21 protein-coding genes, 1 tRNA gene and 1 pseudogene are annotated in these 15,687 nt (G+C 54.4%); 11 read left to right on the plus strand and 12 right to left on the minus strand.

Annotation, left to right across the window (positions count from 1 at the left end; genetic code table 11):
* Window positions 1-68: 68 nt before the first annotated feature.
* The 7 genes and pseudogenes from BLU89_RS16620 to BLU89_RS16645 all read right to left on the minus strand — a co-directional run bounded on the left by BLU89_RS16620 (window position 69) and on the right by BLU89_RS16645 (window position 3,954).
* Window positions 69-464: a nucleotidyl transferase AbiEii/AbiGii toxin family protein gene (locus BLU89_RS16620; RefSeq protein ID WP_074738092.1), complete on the minus strand. Its 396-nt coding sequence runs from the start codon at window positions 462-464 to the stop codon at window positions 69-71.
* Window positions 465-535: 71 nt separating this feature from the next.
* The gene (locus BLU89_RS16625; protein ID WP_074738094.1) at window positions 536-763 is read right to left on the minus strand and encodes a plasmid pRiA4b ORF-3 family protein; all 228 of its coding nucleotides are present in this window, start codon (window positions 761-763) and stop codon (window positions 536-538) included.
* Window positions 764-988: 225 nt separating this feature from the next.
* Window positions 989-1,627 (minus strand): maleate cis-trans isomerase family protein, encoded by a 639-nt coding sequence (locus BLU89_RS16630; RefSeq protein WP_074738096.1) that lies wholly within the window; start codon window positions 1,625-1,627, stop codon window positions 989-991.
* Window positions 1,624-2,406, minus strand: a complete 783-nt coding sequence (locus BLU89_RS16635; protein ID WP_074738098.1) for a short-chain dehydrogenase/reductase — start codon at window positions 2,404-2,406, stop codon at window positions 1,624-1,626. The genes BLU89_RS16630 and BLU89_RS16635 overlap by 4 nt, the downstream gene beginning before the upstream one ends.
* A gap of 18 nt (window positions 2,407-2,424) precedes the next feature.
* A complete protein-coding gene (locus BLU89_RS16640) occupies window positions 2,425-2,859 on the minus strand; it encodes a GntR family transcriptional regulator (RefSeq protein ID WP_281241187.1) in 435 nt (144 codons plus the stop codon).
* A 24-nt stretch (window positions 2,860-2,883) separates the two neighbouring features.
* Window positions 2,884-2,946: pseudogene (locus tag BLU89_RS21890) on the minus strand (hypothetical protein); the annotation flags it as partial.
* 126 nt (window positions 2,947-3,072) lie between these two features.
* Window positions 3,073-3,954, minus strand: a complete 882-nt coding sequence (locus BLU89_RS16645; RefSeq protein ID WP_074738102.1) for a cation diffusion facilitator family transporter — start codon at window positions 3,952-3,954, stop codon at window positions 3,073-3,075.
* A gap of 223 nt (window positions 3,955-4,177) precedes the next feature.
* Here BLU89_RS16645 and BLU89_RS16650 point away from each other — a divergent pair, with 223 nt between their 5' ends.
* Window positions 4,178-4,876, plus strand: coding sequence for a hypothetical protein (locus BLU89_RS16650; RefSeq protein WP_074738104.1), 699 nt, complete (start codon window positions 4,178-4,180; stop codon window positions 4,874-4,876).
* Window positions 4,877-5,339: 463 nt separating this feature from the next.
* Here BLU89_RS16650 and BLU89_RS16655 read toward each other — a convergent pair whose 3' ends face one another.
* Window positions 5,340-5,921, minus strand: coding sequence for a TetR/AcrR family transcriptional regulator (locus BLU89_RS16655; RefSeq protein WP_074738106.1), 582 nt, complete (start codon window positions 5,919-5,921; stop codon window positions 5,340-5,342).
* 124 nt (window positions 5,922-6,045) lie between these two features.
* On the opposite strand from BLU89_RS16655, the gene BLU89_RS16660 reads away from it, so the two are divergent.
* The 7 genes from BLU89_RS16660 (at window position 6,046) to BLU89_RS16690 (ending at window position 10,006) form a co-directional block, all read left to right on the plus strand.
* Window positions 6,046-6,636, plus strand: coding sequence for a YceI family protein (locus BLU89_RS16660; RefSeq protein WP_074738108.1), 591 nt, complete (start codon window positions 6,046-6,048; stop codon window positions 6,634-6,636).
* A gap of 65 nt (window positions 6,637-6,701) precedes the next feature.
* On the plus strand, window positions 6,702-7,241 hold the full coding sequence (locus BLU89_RS16665) for a luciferase domain-containing protein (RefSeq protein WP_074738110.1): 540 nt from the start codon (window positions 6,702-6,704) through the stop codon (window positions 7,239-7,241).
* Window positions 7,242-7,448: 207 nt separating this feature from the next.
* Window positions 7,449-7,784: a hypothetical protein gene (locus BLU89_RS16670; protein ID WP_074738112.1), complete on the plus strand. Its 336-nt coding sequence runs from the start codon at window positions 7,449-7,451 to the stop codon at window positions 7,782-7,784.
* A gap of 58 nt (window positions 7,785-7,842) precedes the next feature.
* A complete protein-coding gene (locus tag BLU89_RS16675) occupies window positions 7,843-8,310 on the plus strand; it encodes a DUF411 domain-containing protein (protein ID WP_074738114.1) in 468 nt (155 codons plus the stop codon).
* Complete coding sequence (locus BLU89_RS16680) at window positions 8,310-8,774, plus strand: c-type cytochrome (RefSeq protein WP_074738116.1); 465 nt, start codon at window positions 8,310-8,312, stop codon at window positions 8,772-8,774. The genes BLU89_RS16675 and BLU89_RS16680 overlap by 1 nt, the downstream gene beginning before the upstream one ends.
* A 12-nt stretch (window positions 8,775-8,786) precedes the next feature.
* Window positions 8,787-9,131: a copper resistance CopC family protein gene (locus BLU89_RS16685; RefSeq protein ID WP_074738118.1), complete on the plus strand. Its 345-nt coding sequence runs from the start codon at window positions 8,787-8,789 to the stop codon at window positions 9,129-9,131.
* Entirely contained in the window at window positions 9,128-10,006 is an 879-nt protein-coding gene (locus BLU89_RS16690) for a CopD family protein (protein ID WP_074738120.1), read from the plus strand. The genes BLU89_RS16685 and BLU89_RS16690 overlap by 4 nt, the downstream gene beginning before the upstream one ends.
* 376 nt (window positions 10,007-10,382) lie before the next feature.
* Here the strand turns inward: BLU89_RS16690 and BLU89_RS16700 are convergent, their stop codons facing one another.
* The 3 genes from BLU89_RS16700 to BLU89_RS16710 all read right to left on the minus strand — a co-directional run bounded on the left by BLU89_RS16700 (window position 10,383) and on the right by BLU89_RS16710 (window position 11,660).
* The gene (locus tag BLU89_RS16700) at window positions 10,383-10,916 is read right to left on the minus strand and encodes a LysR substrate-binding domain-containing protein (RefSeq protein ID WP_074738124.1); all 534 of its coding nucleotides are present in this window, start codon (window positions 10,914-10,916) and stop codon (window positions 10,383-10,385) included.
* Between the two features lie 217 nt (window positions 10,917-11,133).
* A complete protein-coding gene (locus tag BLU89_RS21585; RefSeq protein WP_176797718.1) occupies window positions 11,134-11,529 on the minus strand; it encodes a DUF6538 domain-containing protein in 396 nt (131 codons plus the stop codon).
* Window positions 11,530-11,585: 56 nt separating this feature from the next.
* A tRNA-Gln gene (locus BLU89_RS16710) sits at window positions 11,586-11,660 on the minus strand.
* A 367-nt stretch (window positions 11,661-12,027) separates the two neighbouring features.
* Here BLU89_RS16710 and BLU89_RS16715 point away from each other — a divergent pair.
* Complete coding sequence (locus BLU89_RS16715) at window positions 12,028-12,537, plus strand: ferritin (protein WP_074738128.1); 510 nt, start codon at window positions 12,028-12,030, stop codon at window positions 12,535-12,537.
* A 32-nt stretch (window positions 12,538-12,569) separates the two neighbouring features.
* Here BLU89_RS16715 and BLU89_RS16720 read toward each other — a convergent pair whose 3' ends face one another.
* On the minus strand, window positions 12,570-13,019 hold the full coding sequence (locus tag BLU89_RS16720) for an SH3 domain-containing protein (protein WP_245709780.1): 450 nt from the start codon (window positions 13,017-13,019) through the stop codon (window positions 12,570-12,572).
* Between the two features lie 208 nt (window positions 13,020-13,227).
* Between BLU89_RS16720 and BLU89_RS16725 the strand changes: the two genes are divergently transcribed.
* Window positions 13,228-14,214: a 2-hydroxyacid dehydrogenase gene (locus BLU89_RS16725; RefSeq protein ID WP_074738132.1), complete on the plus strand. Its 987-nt coding sequence runs from the start codon at window positions 13,228-13,230 to the stop codon at window positions 14,212-14,214.
* A 29-nt stretch (window positions 14,215-14,243) separates the two neighbouring features.
* Window positions 14,244-15,653 carry an FAD-binding oxidoreductase gene (locus BLU89_RS16730; protein WP_074738134.1) on the plus strand — a complete coding sequence of 470 codons (1,410 nt, stop codon included), beginning with the start codon at window positions 14,244-14,246 and terminating at the stop codon, window positions 15,651-15,653.
* Window positions 15,654-15,687: the final 34 nt, after the last annotated feature.

Here is a 15,687-nt window from a genome sequence, read left to right on the forward strand (position 1 = left end):
GACTCTGTCCGTTTCGTCAATTCGCTGAACTAGCGGTTTAAGCCGCAGGTTCGGTGTAAACTCTTCGTTCAGCCAGAAACTTCGCAACAGATCCTTATCATCTCCTGCATCCCGGCATAGTCCCGGCGCAGCGCGGCTTTCAGCTCAGGATTCGGTAGCAATCTTAAAGATCCGGGCTTGGCATTTTCGTAGTTGGCCCAGGCCGTTTTGAAGAAGACGGATTTATGGTGCGCAACCTGATCCAACAAGTCGATCTGTTCGATAGCGCGAGAATGGGTTTCATGTGTGATCAGCTGGGCCATATCGTAATAATTGCGCGACATGCGGTCAGCCAGATGTTTGGTGACGTCCTGATAATAGAGCATATGCAGGATCGTTGCTTTTTCCCAGAATGTGCGCTCAACGCCCAAGACCTTCACATTAACGTCGCCTGCGCCCAGCAAGTCTGGAAAGGGTGTTGTCACGTTAACTGTTCTTCGGTTGCTCACGCCAGACGTTGATCGTAGGTGATTTTGATGAAATCATCGCCGATCAGCTACAAGGGCACATCCGGATTTCCTGCTTGCAACTCGGACGAACCGTACCGTACTGCGTGGATATCGAACACAAACAGATGAATGCCTTCCCAGCCCATCGCGACCTGAAGAATGCCGTGCAGTTCACGCAGTGTCGTCGATTCCGATACCAAAACACGCCGCCAGATCATCGGGCTGATCCCCAAAAGGCGGACTTTCAGTTGGTAGGCTTGCGGAGCGGCGGACATCCAAAATCCTTGCCAACATCAATCCCGAAAGACAACTGCCCCACACTTTGCGGTACTCTCCAACTACGAAGATCTTTGCGACAGAACCCTTGTACTTCGTAGGGACCCAACTGCTCATGCTTCCCAGCTATCACGCTGGTTTCATGGAGTGATTCCTCAAGCCGATTTGTGCAACGAGGTCGTGTAGGTGCCCTGTAAGTTTACCTAGAAGATTTTTTCATTCGATTATTTGCGAAAGCTCGACAGCGCACTGTCAATGACGGGACGACCCAAGGTTTGGCTTAATTCATCTGACAAGTCGGCCGCAGCGACGTTGGTGCACATGACAATGATGGCCTCCACATCGGATTTAGCTACCTCGCAGATCATCGTTTTTATCACTGATTTGGGGATCGCAGCGAAGTCATGGCTCATACTCCCGCCGTAGTTTCGCCACGCTGAAACTTCGAAGCCTTCTGCATCATAGTTGCGGTTTATTTGTCGCGCGACGTCAGCCGTATAAGGCGTCACCATACCGATCCTTTTGATCCTGCGCTGCGACAATTCTTCGTTGATTTGCAAGACTGTTGTGGTTGTTGGCACTCCGGTTTCGGCTGTGACCCGCTTGGCAAAGACGGTGTCGTGCACAAACTCCAGCCAACTGGCGGATGTCCCGCCCCAGACGATTTTGTCGACATTCGCATCACACAACAGCTTGGCCGCCGCGACTTGGCCGTCCAACGCAAATTGCGCCTGTGAAGCAGGGTCAAGGGGCACGTCGAGGACAGGTAGGCGGTTTACATGCACCTGCACGTCAGGTTGCCGTGCCGCCAAGGGCTCCATCACCACGTTCGAAGAGGGGATCAGCAATCCGAGGCGCGTCATACGATGGATGTCCGCGCAGATATGCCGCCATCGACAGTATAGACCGTGCCGGTTGTGTAGCCCGCTCTGTCAGAGGCCAGAAACGCCACAAGGTCGGAAATTTCGCTGCAATGGGCTGGGCGCCCCAAGGGGTATCCTGACGCCAGTTCTTGATAACGTTCCGCATCGCCGAGATCTTTTTCGGCCCATTTCTTGAGCATGTTATAGATCCGGTCCGTGTTCACCGGGCCGGGATTGATCCCAACCACACGCATGTTGTCATCCAACGCGTAGCCGCCCAAAGCACGGGTAAACCCCATCAGGCTAATGTTGCCCGTGGCTCCGGCGATATAGTCGCGGTCCAGAACTTCACCACCGTTTCCGATGATGTTGATGATAACCCCACCGCCGGCGTCCTTCATCTTAGTGTAGAATAGGCGGCACATATTGATGTAGCCGAAGACCTTCAAATCAAAGCCCGCGCGCCAAGCGTCTTCATCCACATCCCACAAATCGCCGCTGGGGATGGCCCCTGCGTTGTTGACCAGAATGTCAACGTCGGTGATGGCCTGCGCTAATTTTTTAGGTGTACCCTGTGTCATTAGGTCAAACGGATGTAACGTGACGGAGACATTGTGTGAGCCGATGATCCGAGCCTTCAAGTCTTCCAGTTTGTCTGCGCTGCGTGCTGTGAGGTGCAAATTCACCCCCTCCGCCGCAAGTGTTTCTGCGATATGTTCGCCAATGCCCATTGACGCGCCAGTGATGAGGGCTGTCCTGCCATCAAGGTTTAATTCCATGTATGCGGTCCTTTTGGGTTAAAGTCTCAAATCGCGCGCCATTTGAAGAGCGTCGTCCGCCAGGATCATCACGTGATCCCGCATTGCACTTTGCGCGATGTCAGGCTGACGGAGGGCAAGGGCTTCGGCGATTTGTTTGTGTTCAGACGGACTGTCTTGCTTGCGCCTGGGATAAAAGGTGATTTGGCGGCGATATGGGGTGAGGCGTTTGTCAGCGGCTCTGATCTGCTCGATTAAGGCCTGATTATTCGTCGCTGCCCAGATCGCACTGTGAAAAACGTTGTTTGCTTCGAAGTAGTCCCGGGCATCACCAGTTCGGGCCAAAAAACCGCATTGATCATGTGCAATCTGGATGGCCGCCATCTGCGCGTCCGTGGCACGGGTTGCGGCGAGACGCGCAGCGAAAGCTTCAAGTTCCGAGACGACCTCAAAAAGATCGACAATCTGCGCCATAGTTGGGTGGCTCACCGTAGCTCCTGAACGAGGCCGAATGGTCACGAGTCCGGCGGCAGCCAATTTGCGAAGGGCTTCACGGATCGGCGTGCGGGAACAGGTTACTTCTGGTCCGGCTTTCCCACAGCGGGCTTAGGTCTGACGAATTTCAAGCCGAACGTCTTAGTCAGATCAGTCAAACCAATAGAGTTTTTGCAGATCAATTTGACCAGTTTAGTGGGCGCCAACCCCGTCACCCTTCAACTCGTCATCAGGTTCGAGGTGAATTACAAAGACAGAACCCGGATACAAGAGCTCCAATTCTTCCTCGATGTCATTGCATATATCGTGTGCTGCGCTGACTGGCATTGTGCCGTCCACAACAAGATGAAACTCGACGAAGATGACATTTGCGGATCTGCGTCCTTTGAGGTCGTGGTACTCTAAGGCTGCGCCGAGATTTGCTTCGATTGCATCAGAAACGGTCTGCAAGTCATGATCCGAAAGGGTCACATCCATCAGTCCATCGACAGACGCCCGAATGACTTTCCAGCCCTCCCACAAGATGTTCAACGCAACAAGAATTGCCAGGATCGGGTCGAGGATCAACCAGCCGGTGGCAAGCGCCAGTATCAGACCTGAGATCACACCAACTGAGGTCATGACATCTGTGAAAACGTGCCGGGAGCTTGCCTCCAATGCAGGCGAACCCTCGCGCCTGCCGATTTTGAGCAATAGGTAGGCCCATGCGCCATTCACGCCCGTTGCAATGACATTGACGGCAATTCCAAGAAGTGGTGCATCCTCAAGATGCGGGTTTGGGAGCGCCAGCACAGCTTCTCTGATGATCAAGAACGCCGCCAACACAATCAGTACGCCCTCGGCGACGGCGGAAAGATACTCGGCCTTTTTGTGACCGAATGGGTGGTTTTTGTCAGGGGGTATATTGGAAATCCGAACTGCAAAATACGCCAGCAGCGCCGCAACGACATTTACAGTAGATTCCATTGCGTCTGACAACAACGCCACCGAGCCCGTCAGCCACCAGGCCAGCAGTTTCAGGGCCAGAACCGCGAGGGATATTGGTATGGTCCAAAAAGCGATTTTTTGTGTCATTCCGTCACGACCCTCAGTCAATCGTTACAAATAATCCTGGGAACAGATGAGCGACCGTACTTAACACGTAAGACAGGACTAGTGTAATAATGAATAGGGCCACTGGGTCGGTCATGCATGACCGGCTGTAGTGAATGGCGCCAGCACCATAGTGCCATACATCCGGACCCGATGGTTACATACGACTAGCATCTGTGATTACACAGCACGAAGGGAGACACACATGTCGAAGTTCATCAAAAGAACAACTGTCCATGGGGTTGCTGCACTCGTTATCTGCTGTATCGCGGCAACCGGACACGCGCAATCGGCAGGCGAAGAGATGTCGTTCTTCATCACTAGCGTCGGCAAGGGCGACGGTGCCAATCTAGGCGGCCTCGAAGGAGCCGATGCTCATTGTAATGCGCTTGCCTCCGCGACCGGTTCTTCCAAGACTTTTGCGGCCTATCTGAGCACCTCAATGTCCATTGATCGCAGCACCGACCCAATGACCATTACCAATGGCGTTTCTGCACGCGACCGGATCGGATCGGGTCCGTGGTATAATGCCAACGGAGAGTTCATCGCCAACAATGTTGAGGACCTGCATAGCGACAGCGTGAACATTAATCTACAGACCGCGCTCGACGAAAATGGCAACCCTGTCAATGGGCGTGGCAGTCAGCCGAACAAACATGACATTTTGACCGGCTCCGATTCTGCGGGATACTTCTCTACGGCAGGTGGTGACACAACATGCAGTAACTGGACTTCGAACAGCGAGGATGGATCTGCGATTGTCGGGCATCATGACCGTATCGGTCTCAACGATGCCCGAAACATGGTGTCCTGGAACTCATCGCACGGCTCGCGCGGTTGCGGAGAGGAACATCTGCCACGTTCAGGCGGGGCAGGTCTGTTTTATTGCTTCGCAACGGACTAATCGGGCAGCATTGGTGCGCGTGACGCCCGCATTGAACCTGACATTACCAAGTCAGTTTGGGGGATCGCGTTTTGGAAGCGGTTTTTGGGCGGAAATAGTCTAAATGCCGCTTCGTTGCGAGTTTACTAAATTGCAATGCTTGGGTGAGAAGGTTCAGTTTGGGCTGCTTCAAGTCACTTAAGTGCAAGTCAGCGAACGGCGCATCCGAGGAGGATACTGGACATTGCAATGTTTGGCCGGTTCCCGAAAGTCGACATTGCCGTGGGCGACACTGAACCCAAAGGTGTTCATGTTGCATTGTGAATTAGCGGCAGCGACAAATCAGGGTGAAGTCGTCAACGTTGTGGGGAGCGGTTCGAATTGACCCTGCGACGTGCTGATGTCAAGCGGCGAACGTAGCCATACTGCGATCTTGGAAACTGTTATTTTTATTGGCCGCTTTGTTTGCAATTTCAGGCGGTTCTCACCGTCCAGAATTGGTTTTCGCATAACTGCAAAGCAGATCGACATGTCGATCCAACCAATCTTCGTCCAGGGCCTCGTGACGTATGAGCTTGCGAAAATAAGGTGCAGCGACTGCTAGTTCTATGAGCTGGTCAACCGGAACGTCGTCGGTGATCTCACCGCGACCGATTGCGGCTGCAAATACTGCTTCTACACTTGCGAACCTGTCTTTCATGAATTCAGTTATCACTAACCGCGCCTCTTCGTCGGTGGACGCAGCAGCGACCACTTGAGGTGCGATTTGGCCCCATGGTGTGTCATTCAAGGCTCCCATCAGTACTCCGAGCAACCAGCGCAGGTCAGATCGCATCGGGCCATCGGTTTTGGGCGGTATGTTCGGCGGTGTTGCGATGCGCCTGAACGCTGCATCACGCAGACAACGCGCATCTGGCCAGTGCCTGTAAAGTGTGCTGCGCGAAATGCCAGTTGCCTTTGAAACTGCGCCATGAGTTACGTGCAGCACGCCCTCATCCACTAGTATCCTTTGCGCCGCATCAAGCGCGGCCTGCCGTGTGGCGATCAGCCTAGGATCTTCTTTCAACCGCCCCTCCTATAGAACACATTGTTGCGCAGTAGAGCATTTTGTACTAAAAATATGGCCAGCTAAAAGCTAAAGCTCAATACTCAATTCCGCGAACACGTCTTGTCAAAATGGGAGCGTATCAATGTTCAAAGTGGCAGCAACCCCGCTGGCGGTACTCTTATCGATGGGCGCGACAACCGCGTTGTCCGAGAGTGGCACTTACGAGCTGGATCCTGGACACAGCCAGGTTTTGTTCAGCTACAACCACATCGGGTTCTCAGAAACGTTTGGAATGTTCTCAGGTTTTAGCGGCGAGATAGATTTCAACGAAGATGATCCGTCTGCGTCATCTGTCACAGTGTCTATGCCTGTAAAATCCATGATCACGGGCTGGGACGCCCGTCTGCAACACTTCATGTCCGATGACTTTTTCAGCGCGAGTGACGATGACGTGGTCACTTTCGCCTCAACCAGCATTGAAGTGACCGGGGACAATTCCGCGAATATTTCTGGCGACCTGACCATGAATGGCGTCACCAAACCTGTTGTTCTGGAAACAACGCTTAACAAGTCAGCGCCATACCCTTTTGGCGAAAAGGAGGGCACGCCGACCTTGGGGCTGGCAGCCACGGCGACTATCGTGCGGTCTGAATTCGGACTTGGGGCCTTTGCACCAGCGGTGAGCGACGAAATAGCGGTCTTGATCAATGTCGAAGCGTTAAAGGCTGAATGATGTGTGCAAGGGAACTGATATGGTGCCGAGCGCTCATTCTTAACTTTTGACCGGCTGACAACAAAATGAATGTGTTCCTGAATCTACTGGCGGCTGCCGCGACAACGGTGGCATTGACGTGCCCGCTGGCATTCGCACAAGCGCGCTCCTTGCCGGAGCGCACCTCGCCCAGTCCCGAAACGACAAGCGGAGTACCCCATACACAGATTGGTGTCGAAATTGATGTCGATTTGGCCCAGCTATTGCTGGAGCGAGTTGCGCAATTCCCAGGTGTCACACTTGGCCCGACACGCATATCGCTTCCTGGCGCAATTGGTTTTCAGCTTGATCCCGACATGTTGTTGTCCCAACCGAGCTCTATCGTTGGTGGGTTTGAGTTTGCTCATATGCATCCTGATGGCAGCTTGCACGCTTCGCTGCACCCTGCAATGGCGCGACGGGCAATTGAGGCTGGCTGGGCCGTAGGACACCCTTGGGCCAATCAACGTCCCGGATGGAGTGGCTTTGTCATGATCTATACTCCGGCCACACCAGAAGAGCTGGATGTCGTCATCGATCTGGTGGAAAGTTCGTACACCTTCATCACCGGCAACACCTTGGGCTAAACGCCTACCTGCTGACATTGCCGTTGCCAACTAATGCGCAAGTCAGTCAGTAATCAGTCTTACCGGAATTTCAGGTGATCTATGTTCCACTGTTCCGGACGGGCATGATCCAGAGATGTGGCGCACCCATAATGAGTGCAACTAGGATGTATATGGCGACCCATCCTCGTAACTTGTCAAAACCACATACCCCCAGTAGGTATTGGTATGTTTCGCCTGGTCCTGTCGATACTTCTAGTTGTTGCATTCTCTGGCGCATCCGCAGCGTCCGCGAAGCATGGCTTGACCCATGGATCGGATCATTCTGGTCATAATGCTCAAATGGCGGGCGACGGTCCGTTGGCTGATGCCGAAAAAGCTGCTGCGGATTGTTGCGACACCAGTAGCGGCATGGGTTCAACATCCTGTTTTGGTGATTTTGTCGCCACGGCGGGGATTTCGCCGATTGCTCCATTGGTGATCTCAGTGGGTGGTGTGACGCACGCTGGTTCCGATTTTTCGAGCCTCGCACTGGGTGTCCCCACCGGTCCTCCGAAAGCCTGAATGGCTACGGGCGCTCGCCCGCAATCCGTTCAAATTTCACTTCAAAGGACCGACAGACATGATCACACGTCGTTACTTCACAGCACTGTCTGCAACTGCTCTCATCGCGACCGCTCTTCCCGTTCGTGCAGGCACCCCAATGCACGTGCTCAGCTCACCAGGTTGCGGATGTTGTCACGCATGGGCCGACTTGGCTCGCGCACGTGGCTACGCCGTTACCGTTGAGGAACTGACCGACCCCGAGGCACAGAAGTCAGCGCGGGGTATCCCGTTGAACCTCGCATCCTGTCACACCATAGAAGCCGATGGTTATGTCATTGAAGGCCATGTGCCGTTTGAAGCACTGGAAGCCGTGTTGAAGGATCGGCCTGACATCACAGGGCTTGCTGTTCCCGGCATGCCAATGGGCTCCCCTGGTATGGGCGACGATCCGTCCGCCCGCTATGACGTCATTGCATTTGGGGGAAAGGCTGGATCCGGAACGGTGTACTACCGCGCGGGCACCGCGCAGCCGTTCAACACCTGATGGCTGGGCGCACAACACTATTGGTCACCGGTGGCCTTGCGCTCGCCGGTTTCACCGTAGCATTCGTTCTGGCCCAGCCCACCAAAGCGGTCGGTCTATTGACACCGGATGACGCCGAATTGGTCGCCATTGGCCAAATAATTTACGCGGAACAATGTGCTGCCTGCCACGGAGCACGCCTGGAAGGACAGCCAAACTGGCGGATACGCGGCGAGGATGGTTTGCTACCGGCACCTCCGCATGACGCCACAGGGCATACGTGGCACCACGATGATGAAACGCTTTTCACCCTGACCAAATTTGGCCTGGCCGGGCTGATAGAGAATGCGCCCGCAACTGGTATGCCGGTCTATGAAGGAGTGCTCAGCGATGACGAAATCATTGCGGTGCTATCCTTTATCAAATCAACCTGGTCCGATGACCTTCGTGAGTATCATGACGAACTGAATACCCAGTCCGAATAGGAAACAACTCAGATGATCAAACAAACTCTTTTCGGTTTGGCCGTTGCAATGGCTCCGATGCTTGCGGCTGCGCATTCAAAGTCTGAAGCAACGACACCGGCTGACGGCGCGACTGTCACGAACGCGCCGGAGATTTCCATGCGGTTCGATGATCCGATGCGCATCATTTCGATTACGCTGACCTCCCCAGATGGCGACGTCGAAATTGAACGCGAGACAGGTATGGACCCCGCCACAGAATTCCGGGCCATGCCGTTGGAAGAGCTTGCACCGGGAAGCTACCGCTTCGACTGGCGAGGTATGGCGTCAGACGGTCACCCGATGCAGGGCAGCTTCTCTTTCACGGTCGCTGAGTGACCGGACTGGCCCCCATTGACGGTGTTGTCGTCTTGGCCATTTTGGCGAAAGCACTTGGCTACGGCGCGGCGCTGCTGGCGATGGGCAGCATCCTGTTCACCGTTCTCTTTGCCACGCGCGCCGAGGCGTCCGTTTTGCGCCTTGCACGTCACCTCGCGGTCGGCGCGGCGCTTCTCGGTCTCGCCGTTCTGGCTCTACGTTTCGGCATCAGAGCGGCGCGGATATCCGGAATGGGCTTTGAGGGCGCGACGGACCCAATGATGCTTGGCATTGTCTGGGACAGCCCGCTTGGCACCGCTGCGATTTGGCGAGGGGTGGGTGAACTCGCGATATTGGCAATCCTGCTCCCCCGCGTAGGGCAGTGGGTCGCTTTGGCGGGCAGCCTTGCCATAGCGATTTCCTTTGCTCAGGTGGGACACTCGCTTGGAGAGCCCAGGGCGCCTCTCGCAGTCTTACTGTTTCTTCATCTTCTGGCAGTCGCCTTTTGGGTTGGCGCTCTTCTGCCCTTGCACAAAGCGGCGCTCACTCCCACTGGGGCCGATCTACTGCACCATTTTGGCAATGTCGCTGCTTACGGAGTTGCCGTCCTGATTGTTGCTGGCGCAGCACTCGCATGGCTGCTTTCGGGCTCTGTGGTCGCCTTGTTCGGAACGGCCTATGGATTGGTACTTTTGGCCAAGGTCGTGATCGTTTCTGCCCTTCTTGGCCTGGCGGCGCTGAACAAGCTGAGATTTGTTCCGGCTCTCAGGGCTGAGAAGCGTGGCGCGGAAATTGCTCTCCGGCGGTCGATTTCAATGGAGATGTTGGCTGTTGTCCTGATCCTGTTTGCAACGGCGACGCTAACCAGTGTGACGACACCTCCTATCAATCTCTGACGGCCTATGGTCCGAAGCAGGAGCTGCAAATCCTTGTTACGAATGTCCGCTTGGGGCTGACTACGGTCCTTTGGAGTGAAAATGCGGATGGCCGCAAAGTCCGCGAACTGTGAGTCCGCCCACCCTCTGATCTTGCAGTCGCAGCGAATGGCCGGCCTGACGGGCCGCACCGTGGCATGCCTATCGGTGATTGAATGGCAGGTTTGGGCCGTTCGTAAGGTCTGTGTGATGTGGGGCAATGGGCAATGCTGCACCGGCTCTGATGGCCGCGAAGAGCCCAGAGTAACGGATGCCGCAACATGCATGAATACCGGCTTTTGGTCACACAGTAGCCAAACACAAAAATTGGTTTTCAGATCGTAAGTTCTATGGTGATCTATTCTGTCCCAGCTTCATCTATCCAAAAGGAAAGAGGGTTTGCCTTTACACCATCCAACATCCTCAACACTTCCGCCTTCCATCCCGCTTTGGTCTGTAATGCCAATTGGGACGGTGGTCGGTGGTTTGGTTCGAGAATGGCATATTCATAACTGAGCGGTTTCGTGAAGGGTAAGAAAACCACTTTGCCATTCGAGAAGTTAAGCTCACGTTCGGTCGCAACAGTCAGCGGATCAACGATACTGCAACACTGTCCTGAACTCACAAAGGGGATTAGTGGCAGAAAGTACTGGCAGATTACTGTCGGATTGTATTCAGCGGCGACATTTTCAAACTCCTGCCGGATTTTTCGTTGAAACGGGTGTGAAGGATGCAGACCTCCCATTGGCGTTCCATCCAGGTCCGATAAAGTCAGGCTCTGGCGCGAAGAAAGCGGATGTTCGCGATCGATGGCGCAGAAGCAATCTGCCCGGATAAGCTCTGCCGAGTACTGGGGTTCCCGAAACTGTTTCACGAGTTCAGCGTAATTCAATCGATCCCGCCCACAGGTTTTCAAAAGATGACGTACGAAAAGAAGCAGCGTGATCGTCGCCTAGGCGGCTGCTACATTGAAAGTGATTTCCCAAATCGCCATTTCAGTTTCTCCACACTTGTTACGTTTCGGACCTGTACAAACTAATCTTCAATTCAGGCATGTGGTGGTTTTGCGCGTTCGCTTACCTTGACGAAAAACTGTGACCGGAAGGCTTTCAATCGAGTTTCTTGCGGTGGTATTTCGCGTGCTCCTCAAGAGCTTCCGCGTGCTCCTCGAGCCAAGCTCGTTTCCGATCTTCCTTGGTCGCGACAAGTTCAGAAATACGCTTGTCCAGAGCGTCGGTAAGCGAATCTTTAATCAGTGCGTCCACGTGTGTTTTCTCCATCTGCTCGAGGACGGTGAGCAGCGCGGCTGCGCGCTTCACGGCGTCGAGCGGGAGGTCGGTTCGCAGCGACAGGCAAAGAAAAAGGTTTGAGACCTGGTTTGATAGTTTTTTTGGCAGGCGTTTTCGGAAATAGAAAATACGGCCACGGCGCATGAGGTAGGGGCCGGCATGGTAACGGTGTTTGCGCAACCGACTGCTGTGTCGATTTTTGGCTGGCTGTGTCACATCGGATTTTCCGGAGGCTCTGTTGCCCCTTATTTTCCTGTCTTTTCTGGAAAAGGTGGCTGGGGTGGTAGGATTCGAACCTACGATACACAGTACCAAAAACTGCTGCCTTACCACTTGGCTACACCCCAACGATGAGCGGCTATCTACGACTGTTGCTTTCGGGGTTCAAGGGCTTTTTTGGACAAAAATGATATCGATCTGAAAATTATTTCGATAGCGGTCTGGCGGTAAGTGCTGCGCCGTGTTGGCGATGTGAACGATCAGGGTTGAGCTGGTTTCCAAGGTGTAAAAATAGGTAACGTTCAAAGAGTTCATAGCTAAAATCGTCTGCCCGCAATGCCCATTGCTTCGACCATCTGCGATTGCGTTTCAATTGCACTAAAAGATGTGTAAATTATTGATAAATATTGGTAAATAAGGTTCTTGCCAGTTGCATTTATCCGTTTGCAGGCATAGCTAACAATTGTCCGCTATCCAGACAAAAAGGAACAAGCGATGAAACTGAATCCGCAAGTCGTCGAAGCGCTGAACAAGCAGATCAACAACGAGCTTCATGCCTCATACACCTATTTGGCGATGTCAGCCTATTTCGAGGCTCAGGACCTGCCCGGTTTCGCCAGTTGGTTCCGCGGCCATTCCGCTGAAGAGGATACACATGCGATGCGTATTTTCGACTTTATCGCCAAGCGTGGCGCCCGGATAAATCTGGATGGGATCGCCAAGCCGCAAACGGAATATGAATCGCCTGTTGATGTTCTCGAACAGGCGCTGGCGCAAGAGCAGACTGTCACGGCGCAGATCAACGCTCTGTTCGAACTGGCGCATGAGGTCAAGGAATACAGCACGCAAAATATGCTGAACTGGTTTCTGGCCGAGCAAATAGAAGAAGAAGACCTGTTCACGTCGATTCTGGATAAGGCCAAGGCGGCCAGCGGTGATCGCTGGAATCTCTTGCTGCTGGATCAAGAACTGGCCAAGCGTGGCGGCGGTCAGTCTGAGGCGTAAACGGCGAAGCAACCGGGTACAGGGGGCGTCAGTTACTCTCGAATCTCAGAAGGCTCGACCCCCCAAAGATTGTTCTTGAGGGTCCAGCCACGATAGCCTCCAGCCGAGACGCGACACCAATCGGGCGTGCATTTTTCCAGCCGGGCGACAACTCCGGTTTCGAAATGCGCATTCACCGGCGATTTTGGATCGGGCGTGGCGTAAACCGGTAGCAAGTCGGATTCGATGAGAACTGTCCGCACGCCTGAAAGCAGCGCGTAGTGCACCCAGCCCCCGGCACCGTCGCGGTCCTGGACTTTGCGCCAGTTTCCGTATTCGGCTGTGATCTGCAATGGCATGCCGCGTCTCTTGAACACCCAGTCGATTCGATGCGTCAGTGAGGGACCACGCCGGACATTGCCTTCAGCTGCTTTCATCGAGACATATCGGGGAAGTGGCAGATTCGTCACCGGGCCGCGCTTTTCCTGCGCGGATGCGGTCATGGTGCCGAACGCGAGAAGAAATATCGAGATCAACGCCACAAGATGGCGGTTCACTGAAAAACTAGCACTCACTGCCTGTCTGCTCTTATGCCTGTAGTTCGTGTGTAAAAAAGGTTGAGACGATGCCCAAGGGGTTCTTGTGCCCCGTGTAATCCTGCGCCACGATGACATGACGCGCGGCTGTTTGCAAAGCAGTAGGAGGGTCGAAGTGCCAAGAGAACGTCTGAGTGTTGTCGTTACGCGACGGTTGCCTGAAGCGGTGGAAACCCGGTTGAGCGAGCTTTTTGATGTAAAGCTACGTGACAATGATGCCCCCATGACACGCGAAGAACTTACCGCCGCCATGAAAGAGGCAGATGTATTGGTTCCAACCATCACCGATATCATTGATGGCGGTATTCTGGGACAGGCAGGCGAGAATTTGCGCCTGATTGCGAATTATGGTGCTGGGGTCGACAATATTGATGTAGCGACGGCGCGGCAGCGGGGCATTCTGGTTTCGAACACGCCGGGTGTGTTGACCGACGATACAGCAGATATGACGATGGCTCTTATCCTTGCGGTCACACGGCGTATCCCCGAGGGGTTGGGCGTGATGCAAAAAGGTGATTGGACCGGTTGGGCACCAACCGCCTTATTGGGCGGTCGGGTAGGTGGGCGCCGATTGGGTATTCTCGGTATGGGCCGGATCGGGCAGGCCGTTGCGCGCCGAGCAAGCGCGTTTGGAATGCAGGTGCATTACCACAATCGCCGCCGCTTGCGCCCGGAAGTCGAGCAAGAGTTGGAAGCGACCTATTGGGACAGCCTGGATCAGATGGTGGCACGGATGGACGTCATCTCGATCAACTGTCCGTCGACGCCTTCGACCTTTCACCTGATGAATGCGCGGCGGTTGAAATTGATGAAACCCTCGGCGGTGATCGTGAACACTTCTCGAGGTGAAGTATTAGACGAAAACGCGCTGACCCGGATGATCCGTGCGGGGGGAATCGCTGGCGCGGGTCTGGATGTTTATGAACAGGGCACGAATGTAAATCCTCGCCTTCGACAACTGCCAAATGTGGTGCTGTTGCCGCATATGAGCTCGGCCACGCTGGAAGGTCGGATCGAGATGGGTGAGAAGGTAATCATTAATATCAAAACCTTCGAGGATGGTCATCGCCCGCCCGATCAGGTTGTACCTGCGATGCTATAGGCTGTTTTGCCTGAACGAAGAGGGATGGGATGGTGCAGGCAGCTGCTTTGCCGCGAAATGAAGCCGGGATCAAAACGGTTGTAGGAATACTGAAGCAAAGTTTCGGGGACCGTCTGCAGGCCAGTGCTGCGATCCGTGAGCAACATGGGCATACTACGACGTGGATCGAAAACCAGAGCCCGGATGCGGTTGTCTTTCCACATTCCACCGAAGAAGTGGCAGATATCGTCAAAACCTGTGCGGCGCATAAAGTGCCGGTTATCCCCTTTGGTACCGGCACCTCGCTTGAGGGGCACGTGAATGCGCCTGCTGGCGGCATATCTGTCGATCTGAGCCAGATGAACAAAATACTTGCGGTCAATGTTGGCGATCTGGATTGCGTCGTACAGCCAGGTGTCACCCGTGCCGATCTAAATACCCATCTGCGAGATCAGGGATTGTTCTTTCCTATCGACCCTGGTGCGAATGCTTCGCTAGGTGGCATGGCCGCGACACGCGCATCCGGCACCAACGCGGTTCGCTACGGGACGATGAAAGACAATGTGCTCAGCCTGGAGGCGGTGATGCCGGATGGGCAAGTGATCCGCACCGGACATCGGGCCCGCAAGTCCTCGGCCGGGTATGATCTGACACGCCTGTTGATTGGTGCCGAGGGTACACTGGGCATTATCACCGAAATCACGCTGCGTTTGCACGGCATTCCCGAGGCCATCAGCTCAGCCCGCTGTTCATTCCCCACAGTGGATGCGGCGTGCCAGGCGGTGATGATGACCATTCAATATGGCATTCCTGTTGCCCGGATCGAGTTGCTGGATCAGATGTCGGTCAAAGCGGCAAATGCCTATTCGGGGTTGGCCCTGCCCGAAACGCCTCTGTTGCTGCTAGAGTTTCATGGCTCTGACAGCGGGGCCGTCGAACAGGCCGAAACCTTTGGGCAGATCGCGGAAGAGTTCGGCGGGACCGAATTCACCGCGACCTCAACAACAGAAGAGCGCAACAAGCTTTGGCAAGCACGGCACGATATGTATTGGGCCAGCCTGCAGTTGCGCCCGGGTGCGCAGGGGATTTCTACGGATGTTTGTGTTCCGATCTCGCGTTTGGCCGACTGCGTGACGGCTGCGCAGGACAAAACCGCCGAGTTGGGATTACTGGCCCCGATTGTGGGCCATGTCGGAGATGGTAATTTCCATACTCTGTTGTTGATCGACATGGACGACGCGACCGAGGTTTCAGGCGCAGAGGAATTTGTGGGATGGCTGAACGATCTTGCAATCTCGATGGAGGGTACCTGCACCGGAGAGCATGGGATCGGGCAAGGAAAACGCCCCTATCTGGTGAAAGAACTTGGCGCTGCGACCACCTATATGGCGGTGATCAAAGCTGCGCTGGATCCTGACAACATCATGAATCCGGGAAAGATTCTTTCGCTTCCAGATTGAATGCCGACGAACAGATAATTCCAAAAATCTGTCA

It is taken from the genome of Ruegeria halocynthiae (assembly GCF_900106805.1).
GTDB classification, from domain to species: domain Bacteria; phylum Pseudomonadota; class Alphaproteobacteria; order Rhodobacterales; family Rhodobacteraceae; genus Ruegeria; species Ruegeria halocynthiae.

What these genes read in the sequence shown, in the direction of transcription:
- BLU89_RS16625 (WP_074738094.1), bottom strand. Translation starts at nt 763, where the DNA reads ATGTCCGCCGCTCCGCAAGCCTACCAACTGAAAGTCCGCCTTTTGGGG.
- BLU89_RS16630 (WP_074738096.1), bottom strand. Translation starts at nt 1,627, where the DNA reads ATGACGCGCCTCGGATTGCTGATCCCCTCTTCGAACGTGGTGATGGAG.
- BLU89_RS16635 (WP_074738098.1), bottom strand. Translation starts at nt 2,406, where the DNA reads ATGGAATTAAACCTTGATGGCAGGACAGCCCTCATCACTGGCGCGTCA.
- BLU89_RS16640 (WP_281241187.1), bottom strand. Translation starts at nt 2,859, where the DNA reads ATGGCGCAGATTGTCGATCTTTTTGAGGTCGTCTCGGAACTTGAAGCT.
- BLU89_RS16645 (WP_074738102.1), bottom strand. Translation starts at nt 3,954, where the DNA reads ATGACACAAAAAATCGCTTTTTGGACCATACCAATATCCCTCGCGGTT.
- BLU89_RS16650 (WP_074738104.1), top strand. Translation starts at nt 4,178, where the DNA reads ATGTCGAAGTTCATCAAAAGAACAACTGTCCATGGGGTTGCTGCACTC.
- BLU89_RS16660 (WP_074738108.1), top strand. Translation starts at nt 6,046, where the DNA reads ATGTTCAAAGTGGCAGCAACCCCGCTGGCGGTACTCTTATCGATGGGC.
- BLU89_RS16665 (WP_074738110.1), top strand. Translation starts at nt 6,702, where the DNA reads ATGAATGTGTTCCTGAATCTACTGGCGGCTGCCGCGACAACGGTGGCA.
- BLU89_RS16670 (WP_074738112.1), top strand. Translation starts at nt 7,449, where the DNA reads ATGTTTCGCCTGGTCCTGTCGATACTTCTAGTTGTTGCATTCTCTGGC.
- BLU89_RS16675 (WP_074738114.1), top strand. Translation starts at nt 7,843, where the DNA reads ATGATCACACGTCGTTACTTCACAGCACTGTCTGCAACTGCTCTCATC.
- BLU89_RS16680 (WP_074738116.1), top strand. Translation starts at nt 8,310, where the DNA reads ATGGCTGGGCGCACAACACTATTGGTCACCGGTGGCCTTGCGCTCGCC.
- BLU89_RS16685 (WP_074738118.1), top strand. Translation starts at nt 8,787, where the DNA reads ATGATCAAACAAACTCTTTTCGGTTTGGCCGTTGCAATGGCTCCGATG.
- BLU89_RS16715 (WP_074738128.1), top strand. Translation starts at nt 12,028, where the DNA reads ATGAAACTGAATCCGCAAGTCGTCGAAGCGCTGAACAAGCAGATCAAC.
- BLU89_RS16720 (WP_245709780.1), bottom strand. Translation starts at nt 13,019, where the DNA reads ATGACCGCATCCGCGCAGGAAAAGCGCGGCCCGGTGACGAATCTGCCA.
- BLU89_RS16730 (WP_074738134.1), top strand. Translation starts at nt 14,244, where the DNA reads ATGGTGCAGGCAGCTGCTTTGCCGCGAAATGAAGCCGGGATCAAAACG.